The sequence below is a fragment of the Pseudomonas sp. FP2300 genome (assembly GCF_030687595.1).
In the GTDB taxonomy this organism is placed as follows: domain Bacteria; phylum Pseudomonadota; class Gammaproteobacteria; order Pseudomonadales; family Pseudomonadaceae; genus Aquipseudomonas; species Aquipseudomonas bijieensis.
The window spans coordinates 3,907,223-3,925,145 of the sequence record NZ_CP117440.1; the positions used below are offsets into that span (position 1 = coordinate 3,907,223).

At 53.0% G+C, this 17,923-nt stretch carries 18 protein-coding genes; 12 read left to right on the forward strand and 6 right to left on the reverse strand.

Annotation, left to right across the window (positions count from 1 at the left end; genetic code table 11):
- The first annotated feature begins 176 nt into the window (after positions 1-176).
- The 4 genes from arsH to PSH86_RS17265 all read left to right on the forward strand — a co-directional run bounded on the left by arsH (position 177) and on the right by PSH86_RS17265 (position 3,721).
- Positions 177-911, forward strand: a complete 735-nt coding sequence (arsH, locus tag PSH86_RS17250) for an arsenical resistance protein ArsH (RefSeq protein ID WP_176687718.1) — start codon at positions 177-179, stop codon at positions 909-911.
- 47 nt (positions 912-958) lie between these two features.
- Positions 959-1,252, forward strand: coding sequence for a hypothetical protein (locus PSH86_RS17255; RefSeq protein ID WP_163858367.1), 294 nt, complete (start codon positions 959-961; stop codon positions 1,250-1,252).
- A gap of 38 nt (positions 1,253-1,290) precedes the next feature.
- Entirely contained in the window at positions 1,291-1,857 is a 567-nt protein-coding gene (locus PSH86_RS17260; protein WP_163858366.1) for a hypothetical protein, read from the forward strand.
- 97 nt (positions 1,858-1,954) lie between these two features.
- Positions 1,955-3,721 carry a S8/S53 family peptidase gene (locus tag PSH86_RS17265; RefSeq protein ID WP_305483793.1) on the forward strand — a complete coding sequence of 589 codons (1,767 nt, stop codon included), beginning with the start codon at positions 1,955-1,957 and terminating at the stop codon, positions 3,719-3,721.
- A 9-nt stretch (positions 3,722-3,730) separates the two neighbouring features.
- On the opposite strand, the gene PSH86_RS17270 is transcribed toward PSH86_RS17265, so the two are convergent.
- On the reverse strand, positions 3,731-4,267 hold the full coding sequence (locus PSH86_RS17270) for a dihydrofolate reductase family protein (RefSeq protein ID WP_163858362.1): 537 nt from the start codon (positions 4,265-4,267) through the stop codon (positions 3,731-3,733).
- Positions 4,268-4,331: 64 nt separating this feature from the next.
- On the reverse strand, positions 4,332-4,901 hold the full coding sequence (locus PSH86_RS17275; RefSeq protein ID WP_025569596.1) for a carboxymuconolactone decarboxylase family protein: 570 nt from the start codon (positions 4,899-4,901) through the stop codon (positions 4,332-4,334).
- 73 nt (positions 4,902-4,974) lie between these two features.
- Here PSH86_RS17275 and PSH86_RS17280 point away from each other — a divergent pair, with 73 nt between their 5' ends.
- Positions 4,975-5,316, forward strand: a complete 342-nt coding sequence (locus PSH86_RS17280) for a helix-turn-helix domain-containing protein (protein WP_305483796.1) — start codon at positions 4,975-4,977, stop codon at positions 5,314-5,316.
- Positions 5,317-5,379: 63 nt separating this feature from the next.
- Here the strand turns inward: PSH86_RS17280 and PSH86_RS17285 are convergent, their stop codons facing one another.
- Positions 5,380-6,630, reverse strand: a complete 1,251-nt coding sequence (locus tag PSH86_RS17285; protein WP_305483798.1) for an MFS transporter — start codon at positions 6,628-6,630, stop codon at positions 5,380-5,382.
- Positions 6,631-6,731: 101 nt separating this feature from the next.
- Between PSH86_RS17285 and PSH86_RS17290 the strand changes: the two genes are divergently transcribed.
- On the forward strand, positions 6,732-7,700 hold the full coding sequence (locus tag PSH86_RS17290) for an AraC family transcriptional regulator (RefSeq protein ID WP_025569590.1): 969 nt from the start codon (positions 6,732-6,734) through the stop codon (positions 7,698-7,700).
- A 222-nt stretch (positions 7,701-7,922) separates the two neighbouring features.
- On the opposite strand, the gene tssI is transcribed toward PSH86_RS17290, so the two are convergent.
- Both tssI and PSH86_RS17300 read right to left on the reverse strand, forming a co-directional pair.
- The gene (gene tssI / locus PSH86_RS17295; RefSeq protein ID WP_305483801.1) at positions 7,923-9,251 is read right to left on the reverse strand and encodes a type VI secretion system tip protein TssI/VgrG; all 1,329 of its coding nucleotides are present in this window, start codon (positions 9,249-9,251) and stop codon (positions 7,923-7,925) included.
- A 148-nt stretch (positions 9,252-9,399) separates the two neighbouring features.
- Complete coding sequence (locus tag PSH86_RS17300; protein WP_305483803.1) at positions 9,400-10,503, reverse strand: polyamine ABC transporter substrate-binding protein; 1,104 nt, start codon at positions 10,501-10,503, stop codon at positions 9,400-9,402.
- A gap of 138 nt (positions 10,504-10,641) precedes the next feature.
- Between PSH86_RS17300 and PSH86_RS17305 the strand changes: the two genes are divergently transcribed.
- Positions 10,642-11,433, forward strand: coding sequence for a helix-turn-helix transcriptional regulator (locus PSH86_RS17305; protein ID WP_305483805.1), 792 nt, complete (start codon positions 10,642-10,644; stop codon positions 11,431-11,433).
- 22 nt (positions 11,434-11,455) lie between these two features.
- Here the strand turns inward: PSH86_RS17305 and PSH86_RS17310 are convergent, their stop codons facing one another.
- Positions 11,456-11,974 (reverse strand): hypothetical protein, encoded by a 519-nt coding sequence (locus tag PSH86_RS17310; protein ID WP_109753038.1) that lies wholly within the window; start codon positions 11,972-11,974, stop codon positions 11,456-11,458.
- A gap of 770 nt (positions 11,975-12,744) precedes the next feature.
- On the opposite strand from PSH86_RS17310, the gene PSH86_RS17315 reads away from it, so the two are divergent.
- The 5 genes from PSH86_RS17315 to PSH86_RS17335 all read left to right on the forward strand — a co-directional run bounded on the left by PSH86_RS17315 (position 12,745) and on the right by PSH86_RS17335 (position 17,874).
- Positions 12,745-13,836: a hypothetical protein gene (locus PSH86_RS17315; RefSeq protein ID WP_305483808.1), complete on the forward strand. Its 1,092-nt coding sequence runs from the start codon at positions 12,745-12,747 to the stop codon at positions 13,834-13,836.
- Positions 13,837-13,890: 54 nt separating this feature from the next.
- On the forward strand, positions 13,891-15,174 hold the full coding sequence (locus PSH86_RS17320; protein WP_109753040.1) for a hypothetical protein: 1,284 nt from the start codon (positions 13,891-13,893) through the stop codon (positions 15,172-15,174).
- A 113-nt stretch (positions 15,175-15,287) separates the two neighbouring features.
- On the forward strand, positions 15,288-16,199 hold the full coding sequence (locus PSH86_RS17325) for a hypothetical protein (protein WP_109753041.1): 912 nt from the start codon (positions 15,288-15,290) through the stop codon (positions 16,197-16,199).
- 3 nt (positions 16,200-16,202) lie between these two features.
- Positions 16,203-17,162: a hypothetical protein gene (locus PSH86_RS17330; RefSeq protein WP_305483810.1), complete on the forward strand. Its 960-nt coding sequence runs from the start codon at positions 16,203-16,205 to the stop codon at positions 17,160-17,162.
- Positions 17,155-17,874 carry a sulfotransferase domain-containing protein gene (locus tag PSH86_RS17335; RefSeq protein WP_109753043.1) on the forward strand — a complete coding sequence of 240 codons (720 nt, stop codon included), beginning with the start codon at positions 17,155-17,157 and terminating at the stop codon, positions 17,872-17,874. The genes PSH86_RS17330 and PSH86_RS17335 overlap by 8 nt, the downstream gene beginning before the upstream one ends.
- Positions 17,875-17,923 lie beyond the last annotated feature (49 nt).

Here is a 17,923-nt window from a genome sequence, read left to right on the forward strand (position 1 = left end):
TAAAATCCCAGGCAGTCAGATAATTGCGACTTGCGATAAATATATGGAAATACGAATATGCACGCATCCATATATCGATCACTCTTTCGGCTCTGCACTTGAGCCCTTGATGTCCGCCAAAAGCGGCAGGAGCCATCCATGCAAGTCCTGTTCACGTTCCGGATTGGAGATTTGTGATGACCGAGTCCTCCAGCGAAAACCCGAATGACTTTCCAAATCTTGACCTGTCGCTCTTCGATGCACCCACATCGGAAAAGCTCGCAAAGGGCGCAGAGCCACAGCACAAACCGCGCATACTTTTACTGTACGGATCAACCCGCGAGCGCTCCTTCAGCCAATTGCTGACCCGCGAAGCGGCACGCCTGTTGGAGCTCATGGGCGCCGAAATCGCAATCTTCGATCCCTCCGGGCTGCCGCTGCCGGACGATGCCCCCGTCGATCACCCCAAGGTGCAGGAACTGCGCGACCTGGTGATGTGGTCGGAAGGCCAGGTCTGGTGCTCGCCAGAACGCCATGGTTCGATGTCGGCGGTGTTCAAGGCGCAGATCGACTGGATCCCGCTCGCCCTGGGTGCGATTCGCCCTTCGCAAGGCAAGACCTTGGCGGTGATGCAGGTGTGCGGCGGCTCGCAATCCTTCAACACGGTGAACCAACTTCGGGTGCTGGGTCGCTGGATGCGCATGGTCACGATCCCCAATCAATCTTCCGTGCCCAAAGCCTTCCTTGAGTTCGACGAAGCCGGGCGCATGAAGCCATCGTCCTATTACGACCGGGTTGTCGATGTCATGGAGGAACTGATGAAGTTCACCTTGCTGGTGCGCGGCCGAGAAAACTATTTGGTCGACCGCTACTCCGAGCGCAAGGAAAGCGCCGAAGCGCTCTCCAAGCGGGTTAACCAGAGGTCTATCTAGGCGCGGTGGTTGGGACGCCAGTGGTAAACAGTCAGGATCGAAACACCATGGATGAACGTCAAGAAGCTATCAAACACAAGATCCGCGCCGTGGTAACGAGTAGCGAATCCGACGAGATCACCTATCGATCAGAGTGGCTCGGTTACCTGCCCTTCCCGGTTTTTCACTGGGTTGAGTACCAGGGTGAAAGCTTTTCCAGCGACTTCCCGTTTGATTGGACCCTTGAGGATTTGCTGATCCTTGAGCAAGCAGGGTTCCTGGAAAAGCTTGAAGCTTACGAAAACCCAGAAGATCATTTTGATCGGGACATCAAGTATCGCGTTCACGTTGAGCGCGTATAACGGTTGGCTAGAAAGAATGGACGACTTAAGGAAAGGGAATGGGCATTCTTGATCGCTTGTTCGGTGGCCGCTTTACCTTGCCTCCACCGGAGGAAACGACCGTCAGCGACGCGGCGATCATGCGGGAGCTGCATCCTTATCGCGCCGAACTCAAGACGTTCACGCAAGCCCTACTGGCCCGCATGCCAGAAGCCGAACGTGCCAGGCTGGTCAGGCGCGTGCTGCGCATTTACGGCTCGGGCCAGGAGCCGGCCACCGCGCTGGTGGACGGTGTGCTGGATGCAGACCGGGGCCAGAAGCTCGAACACTTGGCTTTGCTAGGCGTCGATTGGAACGGCTTTGATGGTTTCGAATATCTGGCGCCCTATCTGGTCAGCGCCAGCGGGGTGAAAGAAATTTACCCCTACCGCCATGAGGGCACGCTGTCGATGTCGGAGACGCTGGCCAATCTCGACCAATGGCTGGCGGCGTTCGACAAACGCTATCTGCACCTGAACTCCGGTGGCGACGAGTATATCGGCTTCATCGCCAATGCCGACCAGGTTGAAGCCATGATCGAACTCGCACGGCACGCGGGTCTTGAAGTGCGGCTCGAAAGCTTCTGAACCGGAACGGGTACTCGCTGAGTGTCGTTATCCCGCTGAACGAAGCGAGCGACGTAACAGTCGGAGCAACAAGACCCTCGGCAAAGAAACCTGGCTCATGCTCCTACGATTCGCTGCCCTCGCCACGTTGTTCACGTTCAATGCCGGCACAGCGGCCGCCGCGCCGGAACCGCTGCGCCTGGAAAACCTGAAACGTTGCGGCGACCTGCTGGAAAGCCAGCACCAGGACTGGTGCCTGACCGTACGCGGGCTGGGAGACGGAACGCCGCAATTGAACCTGGGCGCCAAGACGATACCCGCAGATGCGGTCCAGCGTGAAGGGGAAAACCTGCGCTTGCGCCTGGACGGCGCCAATTACCAGAGCGGCCCACTCTGGCTGCAGGACGGCCCGCGCGCCAGCAATGCCGCCTGGCTGACCCTGCGCAACAGTCACGTGCTGGCTGCCGGGCCGGACGAAGTGGCGAAGAACATGGACGGCCTGACCACTTACGTCGACCTGGTCAGCGTGCTGATCGAGGAGGACCGTGATGGCCGTCAGGAAGCCGAGCGCCTGGCCCAGAAGTACGGAGCGAAAGTGGTCGGCAGCATCTCGCCCCTGAATCTGTATCAGCTGCGCCTGCCGGCCAAGGACCTGGTGCAGCGCGACGCCCTGGTGCTGCGCCTGGGCAGCGAGACCAGCGTGGATGCTGTGGTGATCGAGGAGTCCTCGGCCGAAGAAACCGAGCAGGCCGCGGCCCATCCTGAAGAACCGCAGAAGCCAGCCCTGGACTCCGATGAGTGGGCCGCGAATCGCTTTCTCGACGCGGTGAACTATTACCAACGCCGTATCCCCGGGCGACAACCACCCATCCAACCGCAACCGGTGCGCATCGGCCTGATCGAGCGCGATGTGGATTTCGACACGACGGATTTCGCAGACAACGTCGGCGCCTGCTCGCCCCCGCGCACCTGTGTCTACGCGCGCGACGCGGACAAGCCGGACAACCACGGCACGACCGTCGCCGGCATCCTCGCCGCACGTTGGGACGACAGCGGTAACACCGGCTTCCTCCGTGGCCTGGACAAGGCCAGTGGTGGCTTCGAGGTCATCGTCGAACGCAATTCCGATGCCGGGATCACCGCCAATATCGCCGCCTCGGTCAACCTCGTGGAAGACGGCGTGCGCGTGCTGAACTGGAGCTGGGGCATCCACCGCGTCGGCGCCAAAGACATCAAGGGCGATGACGTCGACTCGCTGCTGCGCTCGGGCATCGCCATGGGTGGTTACGAGGAGCTACTGGAGGAGTTTTTCCTCTGGCTGCGCAAGGAACATCCTGACGTGATCGTGGTGAACTCCGCCGGCAATGGATCTTCGTTCTCGGGCAGCGATGAATACCGCCTGCCCTCCTCCTTCATCACCGAACAATTGCTGGTGGTCGGCGGGCACCAGCGCAGCGAGCGCACCGACGTCGGCGTCGACGACCCGGCCTATGCGGTCAAACGCAGCTCCTCGAACATCGACATGCGCGTCGACATCACCGCCGCCGCTTGCGCCCACGCCTCGACGACCAGCGCCGACCAGGACAGCGCAGTGCATTGCGGCACCTCCTACGCCACCCCCATGGTCGCGGGCCTGCTGGCGGCGATGCTGTCCATCAACCCGCAACTGCAACCCGAACAACTGCGCATGTTGCTACGCCGCAGCGCCATGACCATCGGCGACAACCACGACTTCGAACAGATGGACGCCGAAGACCTCACCGCGCCCATCCTGCCGTCGGAGCGTCGCTACCAGCTAAACGACAAAGACGTCGGCCGCTCGGCACGGTTGGATATGCAAAAGGCCCTGGACCTGGCGGTGCAAAGCCGCGACCGTGTACGCTGAGTCGGCGGGTCATGGGACCAATCGGTAGGTGGACTGCACCAGCCCCGAAGGAAAGCTGCGGCTGGATACGAGTTGCAAATCCACATCCCGCCCAAGCCCCCCGAACAACGGCAGCCCCGAGCCGATCAACACGGGAACGGTGGTGATCACCATATCGGTGACCAAGCCATCGCGCAGGAACGACTGCACCACCTGTCCGCCATCCACATAGACGCGCTGCACGCCTTGGCTTGCCAGCTCCGTCATCAAATCCTTGGGTGCCAGGCTGGAGAAACGCAGCTTGCCCCTCAACACCTCGGGCACTGGCGAATCGGCTAACTGCTCAGACACCACCACCACGGGCCGGTCGTAGAACCAGGTGTCGAAGGTCCGTACCTTCTCATAGCTCCCACGCCCCATCACGATGACGTCCTTGTCGGCGATGAAGTCTGAATAGCCGTGGTCTTCGGATGGATCGTCGCGCTGTAGAAGCCAGTCGATGTCGCCGTCGGGCCGGGCGATGAAGCCATCCAGGCTGGTGGCGATGAAAACGTGGGCGGTGGGCAATTGGGACTCCTTGTTGAAAGCGCGTATATCGGTTGGACGCGAGAGAGACTTCGACCAGAACCCATCAATGTTCGGCTGGCCTCCCTTTCCGATATTCACTGAAGTTCGCAGCATTTTGCTCCAGCGGCAATAAAAGGCCATTCGCAATGTAGGAGACCGTACGGTAAAAGCCCGCGAGCATTAGAATTTCCAGGATCTGATCGTCGTCGAAATGCTTTCTGAGGGCCAAGAACTCTTCATCGCTCAACGCTGCTCGGTCATGAAGCGCATCGATCGCGATCAGCAGAGCGGCCTCTTCCTCGCGCCACAGCCCTGGGCGAAGGGGATATTCCAATGTGCCGGCGACCTCTTCTCTGGTAAGCCCGGCGGCCTGTGCGAAGGCCATCACATGCACCCCCCATTCGTATTCACACTCCGTGCGAGCACAAACCCTATTGATGACGAGTTCTCTCTGGCGAAGCTTCAGCAGAGAGCCATCGAGCAGCGAACCTCCCTTGAATTTTCGCCACGCGCGATCACTGCATGCAACGGTCGAGAATAGAACGAGAGGCGGTACCCCTACTCCCATTATCTTGTCGAAATCCGCCCTGACTTCGTCTGGGTAGGGTTCATTGAGTGCTTTGATTCGTGACATCGCGTATCCTCCGCTATCAAATATGTAGCAAGGATAATCGCTACTGAATATGTAGCAAGCAAGGTCAATAACGATGAATGATAACCACGGCTGCGCTTCATCAATACTCAAGGGACGCCGGCCAATCATGGCGCTCCTGGACTTACTCGGACAAAAATGGACGCTAAGGGTCCTTTGGGAACTGCGTGATGGCGCCATGAGTTCCAGGGCTTTAAGAAGTGCGGCGGGAGACATCTCTCCCACCGTGTTGCAAAGCAGAATCAATGAGCTGCGCGACGCGGGCATTGTCGAGAGAGTCGACAGCGGCTACAGCCTCACACCACTTGGCTTGGAGCTATCGGAGGCATTCATGCCTCTCTACCGGTTTGCGGGCAAATGGGCAGACTGCCTGGAGCCGGAACTCTATTCATTTTGAACAACCCGGTTCGTTGCATCAATGAGGTCCTGGCCTCCGGCAAGTGAACGCGACTGCCCCCAGTCAAAGGTGCAGCGCCGGCCTGGCCTGGGCACTGCCACGGATAGAAGGGACTCGCACACGCAACGCAATCAGCAACGCGGCCAGCAGCATCAGCACGGCCGCCGCTACGAATACGCCTGCGCTGCCACCGAGGCTGAACATCGCACCGCCAGCGGCGGCGCCTGTTGCGATGGCCGACTGCACAGACGCCACCACCATGCCCCCGGCGCTTTCCGCCTGATCGGGTATTGCGCTGGCGACCCAGTTCGACCACGCCACTGGCACACCACCAAAGGCCAGACCCCAGATCGCCAGCAGTACCGCCTGCCCCGGCACCGAGGCCGGCAACAGCACCAACGCCAGCGCTGCAACGCCCACCAGCGCGGGCATCAACACCAGCGTGGCCAGTGGACGACGCTCAAGCAGCCACCCGGCCAACAACGTGCCGACGAAGTTCGCCACACCGAAACCCAGCAGCATCAGCGACAGCCCTTGCGGGCCAATGCCGGTAGTGCCCTCGAGGAATGGCCGAACATAGGTGAACATCGCGAAGTGGCCGCTGTGCACCAGCACACAACCGAACATACCCATGGCGATACCCGGGCGCTGCAACACCTCGAGTACAGTGCGCAGGCGTGCCGGTGTGCGCGGCGCAAGGCGTGGCAGCGTGAACGACTGGAAAGCCAGGGTCACCACACCTACCGCCGCCGCGGCAAAGAACGCGCTGCGCCAGCCATATAGCCCGCCCAGGTAACTGCCCAGCGGGACCGCAACCACCGTACCGACGGCAATGCCGCTGAAAATGATCGAGAGCGCTCGGGGCAACAAAGCCCCCGGTACCAAGCGCATCGCCACCGCTGCCGCCATGCTCCAGAACCCGCCAAGGGCAATACCCAGCAAGATACGCATCACCAGTAGCACCGCGAGACTGGAGGAAACGGCGACCAAAAGATTGGATACGATCATCAACGTGGAAAAACCCAGCAGCACCCAGCGACGGTCGATACCGCGGGTCAGGCCTGGCACCAGCAGGCCAGCGAACAGTGCCACCACTGCTGTCACCGTTACCGCCTGGCCAGCCAGCGCTTCGGACACACCCAGATCGGTAGCCATCGGCGTCAACAGGCTGGCCGGAAGGTACTCAGCGGTCAGCAATCCGAACACCCCCATAGCCAACGAGAAGACTGCCATCCACGCGGGGGTTGCAGGTTCCACATCCAGCCCGACGCCGGGACGGCTGTCGGATACGCCATTACAAACACAGTCAGTCATTGCACGGATCTCCCAATCTTAATCGCGACTCGCAGTCTAGGCGCGAGAAACTGGATGATCTATGATCGAAAACCTCGATTTTTTGACCGAAACACCTGACCATGCCTACAGATCAGTTTGCTCTCTCCTCGGATCTCATCAATGAGCTGTTGCGCGGCATGCGCCTGCGTGGCGTCGAGTACCGGCGTATCCAAGCCGGTCCAACCTTCGGCCTGGGCTTCGCGGCCAAACCGGGGCATGCCTGGTTCCACTTTCTGGCGGTCGGCAATGCGGTGCTGCAGATGGAAGACGGGACAACGTATGCGCTGACTGCCGGCAACGCCATCTTCATCGCCCATGGCGCGGCCCATCAGTTGCTTTCCCATACGGACGTGCCTGTTCAGGACATCGACCGTCTAGACGGCGCCCCCCTTGGTGATGCCGTCAGCGCGGTGGATACCGGAACCGATGCCAGCCCCACGCCAACCACCGTTCTGTTCAGTGGCTGCATGGAGTTTGAACTGGGCAGTATCCATGGCCTTGGCCGGCTGATGCCGGGCCTGATGCTGATTGATGCCGGTGGCCAGCGTTACCCCGGGCTGGTGCCTATCCTGACCACCATGGAGCGCGAGGTCAGCGCCGCACGTATCGGCTTCGCCGGCATCCTCGCGCGGTTGGCCGACGTGGTGGCCGCCATGGTCGTTCGCGGTTGGGTGGAGTGCGCCTGCGGCAATGCCTCTGGCCTGGTCGCCGCATTGCGCGATCCACGCTTGGCAAATGCACTTCTGGCACTGCATCAACAACCGGGGCGCGACTGGACCGTTGCTCAGCTGGCGGAGCAATGCAACACCTCGCGCTCGGTCTTCGCCGACCGTTTCCAAATGACGATTGGCATGGCCCCGCTACGCTACGTCACCGAAGTGCGGATGCGGCTTGCGAGCCAGTGGCTGACGCTCGAAAGACTACCGATTGAAGAGGTGGCGCAGCGCTTGGGCTATACCTCTCAGGCCGCTTTCAGCCGCGCATTCAAGCGCATTACCGGCAAGACGCCTGGATTGAGTCGTCAGTCGAGGCAGTCCGCTGTTTCCTGAAGCCGAGCGGAAGTGGTGGGTGAGCTCATCCAACTCTTTGATTTTCCCCATAACCAGACTATTCCTCTTCGTTCAATGACCAGGAATAGCAGGCGCATTAGGTTAGATTCCCACCGTCCGCTTCTGGCCGAAGTCGGCCGGTAGGAATGATGGAGTCTGGCCCAAAAGCTGATGCTCAGCAGTATCAACCGTGCCCCTAAGCAAAGCAGCGGCAGGACGCCCTTAACGACAACACAAGCACCCACTGACCAGCGGCTGATCGGGGTCGTTTTCAAGAAATGTGACCATTACCTCCATACCCGTCCGGGGCGGCCCAATCTCACAACACCAGTCGGAGCCCCTCTTCAGCCAACAACGGCTCTTGTCGTCAAATCTATCCTCGCGGTCCCAGGGGAACTTGACCTTGATCCTTGCGAAGTGCCGATCATTCTGGATCTCTTCGTCCTCCAGAGCGATGACTACAGCGGTCTGGTTACTTGGCATCCGAGGTTTTTTGTGGGCCAACGACGGACGATAGGAAACAGTCCATGGAAGAACGATAAAGCGGTTGCGGTAACCCTGATGGACGTCATCTTCGTTCGCAGTGTTGCCACTGGCGACGTCCTCATTCATTACTTGTGGCTGCCGGCCTTCGTGGATGACCTTAGTCAGTAGCCATAGGGCGTTCCACTCCTGGCGTGGATGGCCTGAGAGTTCAAGCACATGGCCGCTGGCTAACCGAGCCTGGTCACTCTGCCCTTCGGCTTGACGATAAGCTGCATGGCGACGCTCCATAGCACGAAGACGTATCTGTTTGCCGTGCTCATGACCTGTGAAACGCTCCAGCCTGCCATCTTCTTCAACGTCCAGCTGTTGCTCGACATCATGGTTGCGCTGCGAGATACGACTGGTGAGCTGTCCCAGACGCAGGTTGATGCGCTTGATCAATGGCTCGCTGGACATCCTGTCGCGCTCTTGCCGATAGGCGGTGGGCTGTCCGATCCTGGGAAAAACCGCCTGATCGTCACCAAAAACCAACACATGACCTTGAGCGCTGTGCTGGAAGTGAAAGTGGATACCTTCCTCTTCGCACAAGCGTTGAATAAAGTGCAAATCCGTTTCGTCGTACTGGGTACAGTCGCCACGCTCCGGGTAGGTTGCCTCAAGATGAAACCGATAGGCGTCGCCCACGATGCCGTGTTCCTCCAATATCAAGGCAACGATTTTCGGCACCGCGAACTGTTGATAGATCCTGTGGCTGATGCGGTGGCGCAAGTAGGACAGGTGCGGTACCAGCGCCAGGCTGTAACATGTCAAATGCTGGCCATGACCGCTTTGAGCGATGTGATAGATTCGTCCATGAATGCCGCTACCCTTCGCGTCTAACGCCAGAAAAGCTTCTTTGTCGAAGAGATTTTCGAGATCCAGGTCAGACCGTTCGCTAACAAACTCCACGTTGAAGAGATAAGGCCTGCTGATCGCCTCTTCTCCAGTGAATGCGAGCACTTGAAAATCGTGCTCGAAACCGTCGATTGTCAAACTGAAATACGTTTGATTGACTGGGCTGAACATCGCTGTTCTCTTTTTACATAAGGCGGCGCATTGGACCGGAAGACACTGGTTAATGCCGGACTGATGAATTAACAGATATCAACCCAGCAGCCCAGCGCCCCTCTATATCGGTGTTTACGTCTTACTTTCCAGACATCAAAAAGTCAGCTCACACACCACTCTTCACTTTGGTCCAGATCCGCGTGCGGATTCGCTCCAGTTTCAACGGCAGTGGCTCAAGAGGAATGAGTGTAGCGATCGTCTTTTTATCTGGATAAATCCAAGGATTATCTCGCAGCTTCTGCTCGACAAATTCAGCGGCATCTTTATTGGCGTTAGGGTACAGCGTGTGGTTTGAGGTCTTGGCGATAATTTCCGGTCGCAACATATAATTAATGAACGCCAACCCCTCCTTGGGATGGGGCGCATCTTTTAGCAGTACCAGATTCTCCGACCAGGACAGCGCGCCTTCGCGAGGAAGACTGTAGGTAATCTTGCGCCCCGTGTTGGCCTTTTCGTTGATGGCCTGTGCAGCAAGGGCACCATTGGCCCATCCCACAACGACACAAATATTGCCGTCAGCCAGGTCGGCGTCGATTCTGGACGAATCGAAATAGAGGACGTAGGGGCGGATTTTCAACAGCAGGGCTTGAGCTTTTTGGTAATCCTGCGGATTCTTGCTGTTACTAGGAAGTCCCAGATAATTCAAAGCAATCGAAATGATCTCACTGGGAGAATCAAGCATTGCCACACCACACGACTGAAGCTTGCTGATGTTTTCCTCTTTGAAGATCAGATCCCAGCTATTCACCGGAGCATCATCACCCAATGCCGCTTTGACTTTGTCAATGTCATAGCCAATGCCGGTAGTACCCCATAAATAGGGCACAGCATAGCGATTACCAGGATCATTGACCGCGAGTTGGGACAAGATATCAGGGTCGATATGTGAAAAGTTACTCAGCTGATTACGATCCAAAGGCTGAAGGACTCCTGCCTGGATCAGGCTTGGCAACACATTGGAGGTCGCCACGACCACGTCGTATCCCGTGCGCCCAGCCATGACTTTGCTCTGCATGATTTCTGCGCTGTCGAACGCATCCATGTGCACGCTCGTGCCAGTTTCCTGCTCAAACTCCTTTGGCGTCTCCGGCGCGAGCAACCCGAACCAGTTATACAGATACATCCCAGGCTCTACCGCCGCCACTGATGTACTTATCCCTACACAGAGAAGCGTGGCCGAAAAAATGGTTCGCAAATGTGACTTTCTCATGCAACATCCTTGTCAAGACGATATGCCCTCATGGCCATCGTAAACCCTGGCAGCGAATATACCGGGTGCGACTAAATAGTAAATACCTACGAATACTTACCCTTGACCGAAGAATCCCTAACCCTAAAGGGGTAGAAAATGCCGTTTGACCTCCACAGCCTGGCTTGGCATCGATCGATTGGAAAGCTGATCATGCAACTGAACCGTCCGGAATTCTGGAGCTCGCTGGTCCGCACATTAAATGAATATGTCCAGATCGATAATTGGGTTGTATTGATTTTCAGTAGTCAACACGTGCAGGTCGTCAGTCTTCCCGAGGTAGCCGATGCGGAAGAGATTGATGCATTCACTCATCGCTATGTGAAAGGGCTTTATCTACTGGATCCATTTTATATAGCCAACCGAGAGAACCCACAGAGCGGCTTCTTTCATCTATTGGATATTGCACCGGAGTATTTTCTGGAGACCGAGTATTATCATCAGTATTTTGCACAATACATCTCCATGGATGAAGCACAGTACAATGTCCAGCTCGACGCCGATAGGACGTTATGCATTTCCATCGGCAGCAAAGCCCGCTTTAGCCAAGAACAAATAACCATGCTCGACATTATCAAGCCATGGGTGACTGCATTGATGCATCAGCGCATGGGTTTTGAAATTGACGAAGAAAAAACTCTGACTGAGCCGCCTTTGTGGCCAGAAACGGTCAACCAGCTTGGCACACAAATAACAGCACGCGAAAGTGACGTACTCCGCTTATTACTCAGCGGCTTCTCCAATAAAGAAATAGCTGGAAAGCTCTCCCTCTCGGCGGAAACCATAAAAGTTCACCGCCGCAACATTTACGCAAAATTGAATATCAAGTCACAATCTGAGCTGTTTGCTCGATTTTTCATGCCAAAACAGAATATTCCCGCTACAAATTGAAAATCCGACCGAACTGAGAGGCTTACCTTTTCTCCACCAATCGCAGTGACTGTGAACCTTCCAGGGACAGGTGAATCACGGAAGCCTTGCTTGGGAAATTCGGCGCATCGTCGTCGGTATTCTCCATCACGGGAATGTCGATCAGGGTCTGCTCACCCGTCGGGTCGCTCACCAACTTGGCATCCAATTTGTCGATGGCACGCCAGCTGTCGCCACCGATGCGCATCACGTCCAACAGACTGTAATGCGGCACGCCTTCTTCGTTCTCTTCGGGCGTAAAGGCCGCCAGGTATTGGCTGTAGTTGTTGCCCATGCCGAACCCCTCGACGGTGAAGACCGCGAGAGTGACCTGGCTGTCCTCGCCGGTATCCAGCGTCTGCACCAGCGTCGCTTCAGGATAGCCGGTGGCATAGCTGTCCTTGATGAGTGCTACCAGGTGCCCGATCTGTTCTTCCAAGGCTTTCGGAACGGGTTTTGATTCAGCGGCGTGAGTCAGGGTACAGGTGAAAAACAAGACAGCGGTCAGCAGGCGCAATTTCATGAAAGTGAAATCCGAGGTGTCGGGAGGTCAGCGCGCAATGGTAGCGGTTGGAGCGGGATTTGGTAGCCACTTGTCGATAGATTTTGTGGGGAGGCGCACAACCTTGCTCGCCAAAGCGCTGGGGCCGTGTGCATTGAGGTTGGCATGTACCACCGAGCACCCTTGGCTATGAATTCGAAATCATTGATTTGTATCACGCATATCAATGTTTTCATTTGACAACCTTAAATACTTTATTGCAACAGTCATAATTCTTTAAAAATCAAGGCATATGAGGCACCAGGCATAACAATCAGCGGACCTGCCGATTACATATTTAATACAATTTACAAATGATGGCCACGTAACACTACCAGGACACATATCATAATTATCGCCCAGCGCGCCAGCACATATCCTTCAAAAAAAAGTTTTAACTTTTTTATATTTCAATGTTTGACAAATGTTTTGTCCAAGACTAGGTTTTGGGCTCGAAGTAATTTGCTTCGAACAAAACCTTACTAGAAGGAATTAGGCTATGACGACGACAATTCGTGTACTCAGTGCACAAGAGCAGAAAGCCATCAGTGCATCTGCTGCCTTCACCAAAAGTGGCGGCGGTGGTGGCGGTGGCGGCGTGGCTTAATAAGCCACGGCGTAGTCACTAGTAAAGCAGGGATAGCCTATGCACATGGAAGTGCACGAACCTCACTAGAATCTACAGCCTTGCAAGCATTAAAAATCACCGATGGTTTCGGCTGATGGGACTGAGTAATACAGGGAGGTATGTCATGCAACAAACATCAGCAGACATTTCTATTGAAGAGCTTGACGCCTTAAAAAACTTAGTCAACGACTATTTCCACTCAACGGCGCAACCCATTTTCAGCTTTCTATCGGGTTCCATCCCGGAAGGAATCTCTACACCCAATTCCGATTACGACATCTATGCAGTATTTGATAACTGCACAGAGGAAGAAGTCTTGATTTCGGAACTCCAGCGTCCTGTAGAACTCACGAAAATTCCGCTCTCAAAAATACACAGAATAATGGACATCATTTCAAAAGGTGAAAACCTCGCGTCTGTTAGCGCTTATGAAATGCTAATTTGCCATAGAGTGTATTCCGGTATTGCCCTTAGTGGAGAACCCGCATTCGACAGTATAAAAAAAGAATTTGATGTCGTCACATTCAGGACCAGGCTCGCTGAATTAGCTTTGCTCAACGCTGAGCGTGAACTCAAGGTATCGCATGGCTTCAAGTTGGTTGATGACACGCGCTCAGCACTCTTCAGCGCGCATAAAGCACTCAGGCACAGTCTCAGTGTACTTCTGGCAATACACGGATCGACATCAGTCCTGGAAAAATGGCATGTACGCTACGCAGTTCGATACCTGGGAGAGAATCATCTTGGGTTCCGTCGTTTTCTTGAACTCGCCTCCTCCATTCCAATTTCATCGACAGTTGAAAGTAAAAAATACTTAAACTCTGTCAAGAAATTCCATCAAATGGTCACGGATTACAAAATCCTTGCCGATATCGTGCCGGAAGAAATTTTCTTTGTTGAATCCCGGCTGATCGACACTGACCAAGAAAATGATGAACCGTTGATTCTGAAAAATCCGGACGCTCGCGTCATGCTTCATATGTCAAGATGGTACCTCACGATCGAGTCTAAAGCGATATTAGAGCTCCCAAGCTCGGCCGCACTTTTTTGGGCATTAATAAACAACGCGCAATCAGTGAACGTTATTATTGACAGTGCCAGAGAGCACCTGAAATTACCTGACAACATTTGCCTTGAGTATTTAGATGCACTGGCCGCAGCCAAGGCCATCAGTTCGCGCTCATTTGAAATTCACAAAATCGATAGAGCGATATAATTACCAGCCTGCGGCTTATCGGTACAAGATCATTTGAAAATGGATTCGCGACAAATGAAAGCAGCTGCCACGGACCAAAGTTATGCAAACTTCTACTACTCCAGCATAATCAAGTTTTCTGCAAATCGTTTCTTCCCCTTTGTCAGCATGGCATTTGCCGGAATTTTAGTCGCAAACAAAAACTTCGATGAATTCGCCTTTTTCAGCTACATCACATCAGCATTTATATTTCCTGCGACTGTTGTCACTTTCATGTTCAGGGCGGTGGGAAATCTGTCACTGGAGGGAGGACGCACGCGTCAGAATATCTTCATGTCATCCTTTTTTTTGGTCGTTGCCTGTTCATTCTTGGTAGCAGCCGCTTGTTACCTGATCACAATCACATCCGATCGTGAAATAGACAGTCTGTCCAAAAACTATAAGGCGCTGACATTTTGCTATGTGTACCTTATTTATATCTCGATCTACATCCTTACAAGCTTCTTTAACGCCTATTTTGAAGCTCACGTAAAAGGCAACAGCAGCAGCATCGCCCGACTCATGAACTTCTGTCCTTTCATGTTTTTTTCAGGCGCGGCATTCGTACTGAGCGACAAAGAAAATTATTCGCTCACCATTGCATACCTCATGCTTGGCTGCGAATGTTTGGAACTGGCTTACTACCTCTATAAAAGCAGCACTCTCAAGCTTTGGCAACTCAGCTTCAATCATTCTGTACTTCGACACCTTTTTATAATTGGAGGCCCCAACGGGCTTGGTCTCGCGTCCCAACGACTCGCATTTTTCATGGCAAACAAAAAACTATTTTTAATTGACAAAGACTTAGTGTCTATTTTTTCAATTGCCGTGAGCATAACAACCTTATTAATAATCCCGGTTTCAGCCTTTACTCAGATTCACAGCATCTACGTATCCAGAAATGGCAAACCCGGTCTTTCGTCGATGGTTTTTCGCTACCTCGCTCTTAGCATGTTTATACCTATCGCCATCCTTGCAGTATGGGGCATTGAAATCGGTCAGCTTTTTGGCGTTACTGCTCACATGTATAAAGCAGACCCCTGGTTGAACCCCAGCCTGATTTTCATGTTTTGCTGCACAAGCCTGATGATGCTCGTATCAGCCCACATCCGAGCGCTAGGCAATACGATCATCACTCAAATAGTCATGAACGCCGTCGTTTACATAGGCTATGTGGGCTATATCTTTAGGTACGCTGACTCAAGCATGCCTGGATCCACCTTGTTAACCACTTACTCGCTCTGCTACCTGTTGAGCTTCTTGTTTTTAGGTGCCAACGTACACTATTTCCAAGCAAAACAACTACAGCCATCGCTGTAGACATTTTCTAACGGTACTTTTTATGAGTGCTCCGAACCGTGCACAACGTCATCAGCTTGGCATTTGTAAAGTTTGAAAATTCGAATCCCTACAGCCTGTGACAAAGGATAAACATGAAGTTACTCAGGGAAGGATACCCAGTCAAACAAGTTTGCATCATCGGCGGCACGGGCAAAGTAGGCCAAACACTGGTTTCTTTCCTGAAAACAGCCAATAAATTCTCGATCGCATTTTACGCTGAAAGCTACGAGCAAGAATGCAAGCTCCGCGCTAGTTTCCAGGACAATCTGGTCAGTTTTGAAATCTGTCGATCTCCACAAGCAATTCAGAAATCCGACACTGTTATTCTGATCGCAGGAAAACGAACCAGTCGAGGAAGCGGAAAAAGCGATCTGTACCAACTCAACAAGGAAGTCATTGACCCCTACTTGGATTTCTTGAATCATAAAAACGTAATTTTGGTCACCAACCCAACAACATTATTAGGCACCTATTTAGGGGAGAGGCTCGACTCCTTCATCGTAGGTGTTGGCGTTCAAAATGATTTCAATCGCCTGAAATTCCAGTGCCCCCATGTCGATTTTGTGATGGGTGCACACAACCTGAACGAGCAGTGTTATTTCAATACTCATCAGCAACTTCTGTTTGATGGATTCAAGTCTACAGATGTTTACTCTGAGGCTCGCAACCAGCAGGACGATTATGTGAGCAATGGCAATTTTGAGAAGTTACACTCCACATTCATGGAGAATGACATCCATAAATGGTGGAAAATCCAGAGATACCATACTGTCGTCAATAGCTCTTCCTACTCATGCGCATTGGCGATCATGCAAACCTTGTCTAATTTAAACGAAAGCACTTGCAAAGTGACTCACTCCGAGGTTTGCATTGTAACCCCGGGAGGCTCCAGCTACTTTATTGGCGTGCCACTGATGGGAAAAAATCTGCATTGCAGTGACAGCTGCCTCATGCAATTCATAGATATGCACCTCGATCAACTATCCAACTACAAGGTGGCGTAAATCATGTTATACCTAAACTATTATGATGAATTTATTTTTCTCGTAACCTTTGATTCTTCCACAGAAAAACAAGCCTTTCTAGAACTCTATAAAACGAACCTTTTCCCATTCCTGTCCATTAGCGAGGTTCCCCACGACGCCTTCGATTATAAAATAAACCTACGCCAAAACACCTCTGACTTTAAAGCCAATTTCTCTGACTGGTCAGAAATCATTTTTTTCAACCCCCTTACCGATAACGCCATAAGTGATTTTGGTACTGGTCTTATAAAGTACAGCTCCGATACCTCTCGTACAATCTACAATCCCATTTCCGGAACGTTATTTTCAATAGACAAAAACACCATTGAAGTCGAGTATCGCAACAACAGTTCATTCGCCAAGGATTTTCAGCGCTTGTTGAAACAGCTTATTGTTACTGAGATAGAGCGCCAGGGTGGAGCAATACTCCACGCCTCTGCTGTCTCTTTCGCAGATTACGGGTTCTGTTTCATCGGGGAAAAAGGCCAAGGCAAAACAACAAGTCTGCTCCAATCTCTCCAGATACCCGGCGTGGGCTACCTTACCAATGACAGATTACCTGTCATTCCAAACGGGGAAGGATTCAAGGTTCTAGGTTGGTTTGAAGAGATCCGCTTGGTCATCCCCGGCAGCACAAAAAAAGAAGTTGTACGTGTTACCGAACACGTAGATCCATCGCGCATACAAAAAAAACCGGTGTACCTAAAGAAAATAATTCTTCCGACCCGTATTCAAAGCGATTCATCACCGGCGGAAATCGTTGCGAGCCAGATGCTTTCTCCAATAGATCCCCAACGTCCCAAATGGCTAGGCTTTAGTGCCCCACAAGATTTCCCTCTGGCCTCGCTGCTTGAGAAGGTAAGCACTGTTTCTATCGACTGGAGTTATTCTGATCTAGAGGGCTTAACGCATCAGATTGAGAAGGAGATATTAAATGTATGATTGCGTGCTGATTCTTGGCCCCTGCAGAAGTGGCACCACATTTCTCTTTAACGCACTCGCATCCTCTCACTACATAGGAATCTTTCAACCGTTAAAACACATTTTAAGATGTGAACACATGAAAGTTGATCCAAAAATTTCACTTAGAGATTTTGTTGGCAAACGGCTGGTGCTAAAGGAGGCCTTTGGCCCATACCTTGCTTCGGAGGCAACCTATGATCCAGTAGAAATTTTGGCGAATAACCTCAGCCTAAAGAAAATTCTGCTGATCACTATTCTTCGCAACCCTGTCGACTGTTTGTCCTCATGGATTGCTTCTTTTAAAGTTACCCCGGATGAGGCAGCAATACGCCTCTCGCAAGCCTATGACAACACAGTGCGAATGCATACAAAATATCTTCAGGAAATGGATTCGGTTTCTTTAATCCTGGAAGATGAAGCAGACTGCCGTAATAAAATAAATTTAATCAGAAAGGCCATGGGCAGCGTGTCCCTCCCGGATCAGTACGACCAATACATAAAACCGAACGATCCACCTGGTTTTCAAGTATCCGGACTGCTCAAAAAAGCGCTTAGTAGCCAGGAATACAAGGCTGAACACATAGAAAAGAGAACATTTTCTTTCGACAAAAAAAAGCTGAAGGTTGCCGTGTCGCATTATGAAAACCTACATAACCTGAAGCCCAGGTTATCTGGCAATGCTTGCGTTTAGCAGGTTCAAACAAGTGGAGCGCACAACCTGGGTGTGGTTGTGCCCCCAG